Genomic DNA, 10,794 nt, shown 5'->3' on the forward strand with positions numbered 1-10,794 from the left:
GCTGTGCCCACCCTCCCCCATTGCCTTAAGGGCATGGGAGGCCCCCCCATCGCCCTGCGGAACGATTGCCCACAACGGTCACGGCGCCTCCGTCTTCAGCGCGCTCGCCATCTTCGTCAGCTGGCCGAATGAGCCCGTGCCCGTCACCACCGTCGTGTAGCCGTCGCCCTCGAAGACGAGCGCGTCGTACTTCGGGCCCTCGTAGCGCTGCCACGTCTGGTCGCCGATCTGCTGGGTGACCTTCGTCTTCTCGGCGCCCTGGCTCTTCTGCTCGATGAAGTCGGACGGCTTGTCGGTGGACTGCTCGATGGCGACGTACTGGCCGTCGGCCGTATGGAAGCCCAGGTGCCATGCGTTGTGCTCGGCGCCCTGGTACCGCACTGACGTCGGCTTCCACTCCTTGGGCAGGCCCTGCGGCGCCGCCACCGGATACGGCGCCGCGCGGCGCGCCGTCAGCAGTTCGACGCGGTAGTCGACACGCTTCAGGGGTGTTTGGGAGTCGTCGTGCGGGATGAAGAGATATATGAAGAACGCGACGAGGACGATCACGCCCAACGACAGCACCATGTCCCGAACGGTCTGCTTGCCTTTCATGCCTGCCACGCCCCCATCGTCGCAGGTCCCCGTCGCCCGCCCGGCACCCCCCTGCACGGAAAGGGTTGAAGTGTGACGAGCGCTATGCCCGACCCCCACCCCATCCGCTCATACGTGGGGCGCCCTGCTCATTTTGTCAGCCTGCCGATAGAGTCGGGACACATCACCACCCTCATCATCCGGCCGTCGTCGTATCAGAAAGGTGCGTCTCGATGACCGAGAATCATCTGCCTTCCGAACTCGAGGTCTCACCCGAGGCCCCCGACCGCAACCTCGCCATGGAACTCGTCCGGGTCACCGAGGCCGCAGCGATGGCCGCGGGCCGCTGGGTCGGGCGCGGGGACAAGAACGGCGCCGACGGCGCCGCGGTACGGGCCATGCGCACCCTCGTCTCCACCGTCTCGATGAACGGCGTCGTCGTCATCGGCGAGGGCGAGAAGGACGAGGCGCCCATGCTCTTCAACGGAGAGCACATCGGCGACGGCACCGGGGCGGAGTGCGACATCGCGGTCGACCCGATCGACGGCACCACCCTGTGCTCCAAGGGCATGCCGAACGCGATCGCGGTGCTGGCCGCCGCCGACCGCGGCACGATGTTCGACCCGTCGGCCGTCTTCTACATGGACAAGCTGGTCACCGGCCCCGAGGCCGCCGACTTCGTCGACATCAACGCCCCCGTTTCCGTGAACATCCGCCGGGTCGCCAAGGCGAAGGGGTGCTCCACCGGGGACGTGACCGTCGTCATCCTCGACCGGCCGCGCCATGAGGGGATCGTCAAGGAGATCCGGGAGACCGGCGCCCGTATCAAGCTGATCTCCGACGGCGATGTCGCGGGCTCCGTACTCGCCGTGCGCGAGGACAGCGGCGTCGACCTGCTGATGGGCATCGGCGGTACGCCGGAGGGCATCATCTCGGCGTGCGCGATCAAGTGCCTGGGCGGCACCATCCAGGGCAAGCTGTGGCCCAAGGACGACGAGGAGCGGCAGCGCGCCATCGACGCCGGCCATGACCTCGACCGCGTCCTGTCCACCAACGACCTGGTCTCCGGCGAGAACGTGTTCTTCGTCGCGACCGGCATCACCGACGGTGAGCTGCTGCGCGGTGTGCGGTACCGCGCCGAGACGGCGTCGACGTCGTCGCTGGTCATGCGGTCCAAGTCGGGCACGATCCGGCAGATCGACTCGGTGCACCGCCTCTCGAAGCTGCGCGCCTACAGCGCCGTCGACTTCGACCGCGCGAAGTAACCGTCGGCCATTTCCCGACCACGCGATGTGGGGCGCCCTCTGTGCGGGAGGGCGCCCCACATCGCGTACGGCTCTCGGGTACGGCCCTGTCTCGCGGTCTCGCCGTGCGGACCATCCGTGCGGACTGCCGTGCGGTGCGGGCTATCCGGCCGCGGCCATCGGGTCCGCGGTTCGGGCCGCCTTCTTCAGCTCCAGCTCGCGCCGCCGGCGGCGCGCCAGGACCACCCGGCGCTCGGCAGCGGTGAGGCCGCCCCACACTCCGTACGGCTCGGGCTGCAGCAGGGCGTGTTCGCGGCACTCGACCATGACCGGACAGCGGGCGCAGACGCGCTTGGCGGCCTCTTCGCGGGAGAGCCGGGCGGCGGTGGGCTCCTTGGACGGGGCGAAGAACAGTCCCGCCTCGTCACGACGGCACACGGCCTCCGTGTGCCACGGATTGTCCTGATCGCGGTCTCGCACTGGGACCCGCCGGGGCGGAACGGCAGCTACCTGCAGGGACTGATGCGGCGGTTGCAGCACGGTCTACTCCTGACGACGGCTTCGCGAGCGGCGGCGATGCAGCATGGTCTACCCGCTGTGCGCGCGCCTATGCACTGAGTTCCGATGCACGGAAGTTCGCCGCACAAAAGCCGCGTTCTCTCACCACTCCCGAATGCCCCGGGAACCGCGGACCGCGGACCGCGAACCCCGAACCACGAACCGGCTCAGCGCCCCAGATGCTTGCGCAGGTGGCGATCGATACGGTCGTGCAGGTCGCGGACGAGCCTGCCCCGCTTGGGCCGCGCCTCGATGTTGCCGAGAACGGCGATGCCGTCGACGAAGACCACGGGCGCGTCGCGCTCGGCCGAGTCGAGCGTGTCCACCTCGAAGTTGCCCAGCACACCGCCGCCGTTGCCGCGCAGCGAGATGTTCTCCGGGACGCGGATCTCCACGTTGCCGAAGACCGAGATCGCCTTGATCACGACCTGCTGGTACTCGAAGATCGCCTCGCTGAGGTCGATCTCGACGCTGCCGAAGATCGCGTACGCATGGGTCCTGCGGCCTACGCGCCAGCGGCCCTTGCGGACGGAGCTGCTGAACACCGCGACGAGGTTCTCGTCGGCGACCGACGGCACCGCGCCCGCGGTCGGCCGCGACGGCGCCGTGACGTGGTCCGCGGAGGCGGAGGCGGCGGCTGCGGCTTCGCGGCCGGCCGGCAGGTCCCGGATCAGCGGCTCCAGTTCGGCGACGGTCTTCGCGCGATAGACCCCGTCGATCCGCTCGGCGTGCTCCTCGGCCGTCAGCCTGCCCTCGGCGAGGGCCTCGCGCAGGATGTCCGCGGTCCGGTCCCGGTCCGCGTCCGAGGCGCGGAGCGCCACGGGCTCGGGGGCCGCGACCGGGCCTGCCGCAGCCCGGCCTGCCGCGGCTGGACCTTCCGCGTCCAGGCGTGCCGTAGCTGGACCTTCCGTATCCAGGTCTGCCACCGGAGCCGGGCCGTCGCCTTGAGCCATCGCTGATTCTCGCTTCTCGAGGTCCACGACAGCAGCGTACCCAAACGCGATAGATCGCGACTAACCCACAATCCGGCCGGAGCGGCACCGAGCGCGACCGGTTCCGCACGGACGACGACCCGTTCCGCACAGACGAACTGAGCCTTACCTCACAACCTCAGCGGACTCGCCAAGTTCTACGCTGGTGGACGCTGTGAGCGCTGCCGATGAGGGCCGCCGCCACGTCTGTCGAGTGAGGAATGGGCGAAATGCCGGAGTTCGCATATACCGATCTGCTGCCGACGGGAGAGGACACCACGCCGTACCGGCTGGTGACCTCGGAGGGTGTCTCCACCTTCGAGGCCGACGGGCGGACGTTCCTCAAGGTCGAGCCGGAGGCGCTGCGCAAGCTCGCCGAGGAGGCCATCCACGACATCCAGCACTACCTGCGCCCGGCGCACCTCGCGCAGCTCCGCCGCATCATCGACGACCCCGAGGCGTCGAGCAACGACAAGTTCGTCGCCCTGGACCTCCTGAAGAACGCGAACATCGCGGCCGCGGGCGTCCTCCCCATGTGCCAGGACACCGGCACCGCGATCGTCATGGGCAAGCGCGGCCAGAACGTCCTCACGGAGGGCGGTGACGAGGAGGCCCTCAGCCGCGGCATCTACGACGCGTATCTGAACCTCAACCTGCGTTACTCGCAGATGGCTCCCCTCACCATGTGGGAGGAGAAGAACACGGGCTCGAACCTCCCGGCGCAGATCGAGCTGTACGCGACGGACGGCGGCGCGTACAAGTTCCTCTTCATGGCCAAGGGCGGCGGCAGCGCCAACAAGTCGTTCCTGTACCAGGAGACGAAGGCCGTCCTCAACGAGGCCTCGATGATGAAGTTCCTCGAGGAGAAGATCCGTTCGCTCGGCACGGCCGCCTGCCCGCCGTACCACCTGGCGATCGTCGTCGGCGGTACGAGCGCCGAGTACGCCCTGAAGACGGCGAAGTACGCCTCCGCGCACTACCTGGACGAGATTCCGGCGGAGGGCTCGGAGCTGGGCCACGGCTTCCGCGACAAGGACCTTGAGCAGAAGGTCTTCGAGCTGACGCAGAAGATCGGCATCGGCGCGCAGTTCGGCGGCAAGTACTTCTGCCACGACGTGCGTGTCGTGCGCCTGCCGCGGCACGGCGCGTCGTGCCCGGTCGCGATCGCGGTGTCCTGCTCGGCCGACCGCCAGGCGGTCGCGAAGATCACCGCCGAGGGCGTGTTCCTGGAGCAGCTGGAGACGGACCCGGCCCGCTTCCTGCCGGACACGACGGACGAGCACCTCGAGTCCGACGGTGACGTCGTGCGCATCGACCTGAACCAGCCGATGGACGACATCCTCGCCGAGCTGACCAAGTACCCGGTCAAGACGCGCCTGTCCCTCTCCGGCCCGCTGGTCGTGGCGCGCGACATCGCACACGCCAAGATCAAGGAACGTCTTGACGCGGGCGAGGAGATGCCGCAGTACCTGAAGGACCACCCGGTCTACTACGCGGGCCCGGCGAAGACCCCCGAGGGCTACGCGTCCGGCTCCTTCGGCCCGACGACGGCCGGCCGCATGGACTCGTACGTCGAGCAGTTCCAGGCCGCGGGCGGCTCCAAGGTGATGCTGGCCAAGGGCAACCGCAGCAAGCAGGTCACGGACGCGTGCAACGCCCACGGCGGCTTCTACCTCGGCTCGATCGGCGGCCCGGCGGCCCGCCTCGCCCAGGACTGCATCAAGAAGGTCGAGGTCGTCGAGTACGAGGAGCTCGGCATGGAGGCGGTCTGGAAGATCGAGGTCGAGGACTTCCCGGCGTTCATCGTCGTCGACGACAAGGGGAACGACTTCTTCCAGGACCCGGCGCCTGCGCCGACGTTCACGTCGATTCCGGTGCGCCGGGGGAACTGACCCCTGAGCACTCGACTCGATGGAGCCCCCGGCACTCTCGCCGGGGGCTCATGTCGTTGCACCCGGCGCCTTCAACGGTTGCCGCACCCCTTCCGCACCACCCTGTACCGGCCCGGACCAGCCGGCACCCGCAAGATCAGGATCTACGAGCGCTCCGTGAGCAAGTCCGCGAGGCCGTCCGCGAATTCGGTGAGCCGGCCCGAGGCCGCCACCGGGCCCGAGCCGACCGCCCCACGCACACACGCGCGCCGTCAGGCAAGGAGACGCTGGACGGCATCGGCGACAGAAGCCACGGCGAAGTCCGGTCCGGGCTGATCCGACGGTACGGTGAGCTGCGACGGGTTGATCCACACGGTCCTCAGCCCGGCGGCCCGCCCGCCGGCGACGTCGAGCGTGAGGCTGTCCCCCACCATCCACCCCGTGTCGTCCGCAGGCATCCCGCATCGTTGCGCCGCCAGGCGGAAGATCCTGGGATCCGGCTTGCGTATGCCGACCTCGTCCGAGATACACCATGCGTCCGCCAGCCCGGCCAGACCTGTCCGATGGATCTTGGCCGACTGATTGTCCGCCATGCCGTTGGTGACGATGCCGATCCGCCAACCAGCGCGTCTCAGTTGCTGCAAAGCCTCCAGGTCCTCGGAGCGGCACGTGGCAAGCTCCGGGATCCGCCGACGGTAACCCTCCCAGAGGAGGTCGGCCGGCTCAGCCAGCTCGAACTCGTCGCGGACCATGGAGAACAGACGGTCCTTGGTCCCTGAGTAGCGCGCTTTGACAGCCATCAACCAGTCGAAGCCCTCGCTGCCGAGGTCATACTCGGCCGAGAACTCCTCCGCCCACGCGCGAAAGGCAGCGTGATGATCTATGAGCGTGTCATCCAGGTCGAAGAGGGCCAGCGGCATCCCCGCAACCTAATCCCTTGATCACCTCGGCGGGAGTCAGGACCACGAAAGTCCCTGATCAGACACGTGCCCCGTCTTGCGCTCGACTTCAGAATACGTTCTGAGTAAGCTGGCTCCATGACCCTGAGCCAGCCCGAAGCTGTGACCTTCTCGGACCTGTCCCGCAACCCGAAGGCCGTCGCCGAGCGCGCGGCCCGGTTGGGTCGGCTCCGTGTCACCCACCGGGACGCGCGGGACTTCTACCTGACCGTCGCGGAACGCGAGGAGCAGCGCGACCAGACCCTGTCCACGGCCTCGCACGTCCTGCTGGCCCTGATGCGGAACGACGCGAGCGCCCGCGCATTGCTCGCCGCCATACCCGAGGTCTTCCCATGGGCAAGACATCTGCTGGCGGACGAAGTCCGCGCGTTCACCGTCGAGTTGGTGGAAGCCCTGTCGGACGCCGCCGAACTGGACCTCGACCGCAACGCGACCGAGGTCATCGCCGGCTGGCGCGCCACCGCCCGTATCAAGGCCGATCCCGCGCAGTACCGCGAGGCGAGGGAGGCCACCGAGGGAGATTACGGGCCAGTCGAGGTCGCTGAGGTCATCGAATGAGCCCCAAGCGCGGGGACCGGGTGACCGTGCCTCCCCCGGAAGATCAATGGGACGTGCGCTTCGGCACGAGCGAGGCGGTCAAGGGCTGGGAGGAGCTCTGCCGCCTCGCTCTTGCCAATACCCGGCGGTGTCTCGACATCCTGCGTATCAGCCCCGATATCCCGGACAACCCGGATCGCCAGCACCGGTTGCGCGGCGACCTCGCCACACATCGCCACAACGGCCGAGACCTCGACCAGTGGGAGTACGAGGTCACCAGCGGCGGGCGCGTCCGGTACCTCGTGGACGGCAGCAAACGCACGGTCTGGGTGGTGCATGCCTCCCCCAGCCATCCCAAGGACACTGACCGCCGCTAGGCCTGTCCAGTGGATCTTGCCTGGTCACCGGCATGGTGCGTCCGGGCTTCCCGCCCGTCTCATGCCCGCTCTGTGGGTGCTGCGAGGGAATCACAACTGTCCGCCCTGCGTGCGTGCTCGAACCCCTCCGGAATGAGGCTGCACCGTGCCACAGTGCTGTGATGACCACGGTGAGGGTGGAACCCTTTCTGCCACACCAGGCGGCTTCTTCCGAACTGGCCGCCTGGTGTGCGGTGTTCAGCGACGGCCACAGGGAGCTTTCCGGAAGCTCGGTTCCACCCTCTGCGCTTGCCGAGCGGCTCATGTCCGAGGACCCACTGACGATGCGCTGGGTCGCTTATGGCAGCCCTGACGGCGCGGTCAGCAGCTCCAGCAGCTGGTGGACGAAGTCGGAACGCGGCGGCTGTGGTCTGCGCACCGTCTCGCCGACGCGAATGACCTGGTTGACAGCACCACCGGGCAAGGACGACAAGGGCGACTCCCGCATGGCAGACACCCTGCCAGGCCCGCCCCGCGCAAGCATCCCGTCCCCACCCGCCATGCGGCGCGACAGCCCCAGCCGTACGCCTGATTCTGAGAAACGATCCTGAGAAAGGAGGCCCTCAAGGTGGCCCCCCGAGGAAGAAGATCCCGGGAGGGGAATACCACCGACCGGCCCCCGCGCTCTTCTCCCTGGAGGTACGACGATGACGACGACCGAAGACGGCGGCCAGCAGTACCGCATCGAGCACGACTCCATGGGTGAGGTGCGGGTTCCGGCGCATGCCAAGTGGCGGGCCCAGACCCAGCGGGCCGTGGAGAACTTCCCGATCTCGGGGCAGCGGCTCGAACGCGCCCATATCGAGGCCCTTGCCCGCATCAAGGCGGCCGCCGCCAAGGTCAACGCCGAACTCGGGGTGCTCGACAAGGACATCGCCCAGGCCATCGCGGACGCCGCGCAGGAGGTCGCCGAGGGGCGGTGGGACGAGCACTTCCCCGTGGACGTGTTCCAGACGGGGTCCGGTACGTCGTCGAACATGAACATGAACGAGGTGCTGGCCACCCTCGCCACGGAGCGGCTCGGGCGGGACGTCCACCCGAACGATCACGTGAACGCCTCCCAGTCGTCCAACGACGTCTTCCCCTCCTCCATCCACATCGCGGCGACCAGCGCCGTCACCCGCGACCTCATCCCGGCTCTCGAACATCTGGCGGCTTCGCTCGAGCGGAAGTCGGCCGAGTTCGCGGACGTCGTGAAGTCCGGGCGTACGCATCTGATGGACGCCACGCCCGTGACGCTGGGCCAGGAGTTCGGCGGGTACGCGGCGCAGGTGCGGTACGGCGTGGAACGGCTGCGGGCCTCGCTGCCCCGGCTCGCGGAACTGCCGCTCGGCGGCACGGCGGTGGGTACGGGTATCAACACGCCGCCCGGCTTCTCGGCGGCCGTCATCGCCGAGGTGGCCGATGCGACCGGGCTGCCGCTCACCGAGGCGCGCAACCACTTCGAGGCGCAGGGCGCACGCGACGGCATCGTCGAGACCAGCGGGCAGCTCCGTACGATCGCGGTCGGGCTGACGAAGATCGCCAACGATCTGCGGTGGATGTCGAGCGGCCCGCGGACCGGCCTCGCCGAGATCGCCCTGCCCGACCTCCAGCCCGGTTCGTCGATCATGCCGGGCAAGGTCAACCCGGTGATCCCCGAGGCCGTCCTGATGGTGGCGGCGCAGGTCACCGGCAATGACACCACCGTCGCCACCGCCGGCGCCGCCGGGAACTTCGAGCTCAACGTCATGCTCCCGGTGATCGCCAAGAACGTGCTGGAGTCCGTCCGGCTCCTCGCGAACGCCTCGCGGCTGCTGGCCGACCGGACCGTGGACGGCATCACCGCCAACCGCGAGCGGGCCCGTGAGTACGCCGAGTCGTCGCCGTCCGTCGTGACCCCGCTGAACAAGTACATCGGGTACGAGGAGGCGGCGAAGGTGGCGAAGCGGGCGCTGGCCGAGCGGAAGACGATCCGGCAGGTCGTGCTGGAAGCCGGGTACGTGGAGCGGGGCGACCTGACGCTCGAGCAGCTGGACGAGGCGCTGGACGTCCTTCGGATGACCCACCCGTAGGAACGGCATCGCACCGAGGCCAGCCGCGCAGGCCGCCCGCACGTTGCGGTCCTGTTGCGCCGTGGCTCATTCGTGTTTCGCCTTGACGCATCCGTGTTGCCACTCCTGCATCCGTGACACGCACCGCAGCGTCGTATGCCCTGGACACCTAATATCTGCGCATGACAGACAGGGCGAGCAGACTCATGGACGGAAGCGGTCCCGCGTACTGGGCTCCCGGCGACCACATCCTGTGGCGCTACCGGGAGAACGCCGGCGACCGCTTCCACATCTGCCGTCCCGTGACGGTCGTTCAGGACACCGCCGAGCTGCTCGCCGTATGGATGGCGCCCGGCACGGAGTGTGTGAAGCCGGTGCTCGCGGACGGCACGCCGGTGCACGTGGAGCCGCTGGACACGCGGTACACGAAGCCGCGCACGGTACGGCGCGACCGCTGGTTCGGCACGGGCGTGCTGAAGCTGGCGCGGCCCGGCGAGCCCTGGTCCGTATGGCTGTTCTGGGAGCCGGGCTGGCGGTTCAAGAACTGGTACGTGAACCTCGAGGAGCCGCGGGTGCGCTGGGCCGGCGGGATCGACTCCGAGGACCACTTCCTGGACATCTGCGTGTATCCGGACCGCACCTGGCAGTGGCGCGACGAGGACGAGTTCGCGCAGGCGCAGCAGGCAGGGCTGATGGACGACGCTCAGGCCGACTCCGTACGCCGGGCCGGGCGCGATGCCGTCGACGTGATCCGCTCGTGGGGCGCGCCGTTCTCGGACGGCTGGCAGCACTGGCGGCCCAACCCGGAATGGTCGATACCACTCCTTCCGGACGACTGGGATCGCACGCCCGCTCGAGTGTCGTCATGAGACCCTTGATGCGCCCCCGTGGGGCAAACGTAGGATCGTCCTCCGCACGTACACAGGTGCACCACAGCATCAACTCCTTGCATGTAGGCAAGGCCTGACACGACGTCATCGAGGGGCAGCGGGACGTGAGCGAGGGTAGCGAGGCTTACGGCCGGTACGGCACGACGCCGTACCGGGCGGACGGTACGGTCGGTAGGGCCGCGGCGTACCGGGCCCACGGCAGGGGCCGGTACGGCGCCTGTCCGACGTCCCGCGCGCAGGACGGGGAGAATCCGTTCCCGGCACACGTATTCGGGGTATCGGCCACTCGGCTCCTCCGCCGCTCGTGGGGGACACCCGCGAGCAGCAGAGGCCCCGGTCCCGAACAGCAGTTGTTCCCCACCAGCCAGCGCTCCTGAGACCCAAGGCGCGCACGGCGCGCAGCCCCGGACGGACGGATTCGACACGCGTGACGGAGCACCCCACCTCCCACGAGCGCGGGCAGCCCACCGCTGCCCGGCCTCCCGCCCCCGCGGACCCACGCGGGGCGCTGCTGCGTACCCCGGAGAGCCCGGACGTCCCTGACGCCGCGGGCACGGTCGCCTTACCGGCGCAGGGTCGGCCCGGCGACCCCTCGGCCGCGGGCGCCACCACCGCGACGCCCGGCGGCTTCGGCGACCCGGGCGCGGCGAACTCCGCCTGCTCCCGGGGCCCTTCGGGTACCGCGGACCCCTCCGGCGCGCCCGCCGCGGCCGCGGCCGCCGAAGCCGCCGGGCCCGCGGGG

The 10,794-nt window shown here is 69.1% G+C and carries 10 protein-coding genes and 1 pseudogene; 7 read left to right on the top strand and 4 right to left on the bottom strand.

All coding sequences use genetic code 11. The annotated features are described in order from the left end of the window. Positions 1-78 precede the first annotated feature (78 nt). On the bottom strand, positions 79-603 hold the full coding sequence (locus tag STSP_RS02260; RefSeq protein ID WP_078066829.1) for a DUF4245 domain-containing protein: 525 nt from the start codon (positions 601-603) through the stop codon (positions 79-81). A 203-nt stretch (positions 604-806) separates the two neighbouring features. Between STSP_RS02260 and glpX the strand changes: the two genes are divergently transcribed. Continuing rightward, a complete protein-coding gene (gene glpX, locus STSP_RS02265; RefSeq protein WP_067271258.1) occupies positions 807-1,838 on the top strand; it encodes a class II fructose-bisphosphatase in 1,032 nt (343 codons plus the stop codon). Positions 1,839-1,979: 141 nt separating this feature from the next. Here glpX and STSP_RS02270 read toward each other — a convergent pair whose 3' ends face one another. Both STSP_RS02270 and STSP_RS02275 read right to left on the bottom strand, forming a co-directional pair. Beyond that, complete coding sequence (locus tag STSP_RS02270) at positions 1,980-2,357, bottom strand: WhiB family transcriptional regulator (protein WP_067271260.1); 378 nt, start codon at positions 2,355-2,357, stop codon at positions 1,980-1,982. Between the two features lie 185 nt (positions 2,358-2,542). Next, positions 2,543-3,328 carry a DUF1707 SHOCT-like domain-containing protein gene (locus STSP_RS02275; RefSeq protein WP_078066830.1) on the bottom strand — a complete coding sequence of 262 codons (786 nt, stop codon included), beginning with the start codon at positions 3,326-3,328 and terminating at the stop codon, positions 2,543-2,545. Positions 3,329-3,576: 248 nt separating this feature from the next. Here STSP_RS02275 and STSP_RS02280 point away from each other — a divergent pair, with 248 nt between their 5' ends. Further along, complete coding sequence (locus tag STSP_RS02280) at positions 3,577-5,238, top strand: fumarate hydratase (RefSeq protein WP_067271262.1); 1,662 nt, start codon at positions 3,577-3,579, stop codon at positions 5,236-5,238. A gap of 251 nt (positions 5,239-5,489) precedes the next feature. Here STSP_RS02280 and STSP_RS02285 read toward each other — a convergent pair whose 3' ends face one another. Then, a complete protein-coding gene (locus STSP_RS02285; RefSeq protein WP_067271264.1) occupies positions 5,490-6,137 on the bottom strand; it encodes an HAD family hydrolase in 648 nt (215 codons plus the stop codon). 117 nt (positions 6,138-6,254) lie between these two features. Between STSP_RS02285 and STSP_RS02290 the strand changes: the two genes are divergently transcribed. The 5 genes and pseudogenes from STSP_RS02290 to STSP_RS39000 form a co-directional block, all read left to right on the top strand. Next, complete coding sequence (locus STSP_RS02290) at positions 6,255-6,734, top strand: hypothetical protein (RefSeq protein WP_067271267.1); 480 nt, start codon at positions 6,255-6,257, stop codon at positions 6,732-6,734. Further along, on the top strand, positions 6,731-7,090 hold the full coding sequence (locus tag STSP_RS02295; protein WP_067271268.1) for a hypothetical protein: 360 nt from the start codon (positions 6,731-6,733) through the stop codon (positions 7,088-7,090). The genes STSP_RS02290 and STSP_RS02295 overlap by 4 nt, the downstream gene beginning before the upstream one ends. A gap of 686 nt (positions 7,091-7,776) precedes the next feature. Continuing rightward, positions 7,777-9,183 carry a class II fumarate hydratase gene (locus STSP_RS02300; protein ID WP_067271271.1) on the top strand — a complete coding sequence of 469 codons (1,407 nt, stop codon included), beginning with the start codon at positions 7,777-7,779 and terminating at the stop codon, positions 9,181-9,183. A gap of 161 nt (positions 9,184-9,344) precedes the next feature. Continuing rightward, a complete protein-coding gene (gene fomD, locus STSP_RS02305) occupies positions 9,345-10,031 on the top strand; it encodes a cytidylyl-2-hydroxypropylphosphonate hydrolase (protein ID WP_232789497.1) in 687 nt (228 codons plus the stop codon). Between the two features lie 448 nt (positions 10,032-10,479). Further along, a pseudogene (locus STSP_RS39000) lies at positions 10,480-10,794 on the top strand (serine/threonine protein phosphatase); the annotation flags it as partial.

Source organism: Streptomyces jeddahensis (assembly GCF_001642995.1).
Classification (GTDB): Bacteria; Actinomycetota; Actinomycetes; order Streptomycetales; family Streptomycetaceae; genus Streptomyces; species Streptomyces jeddahensis.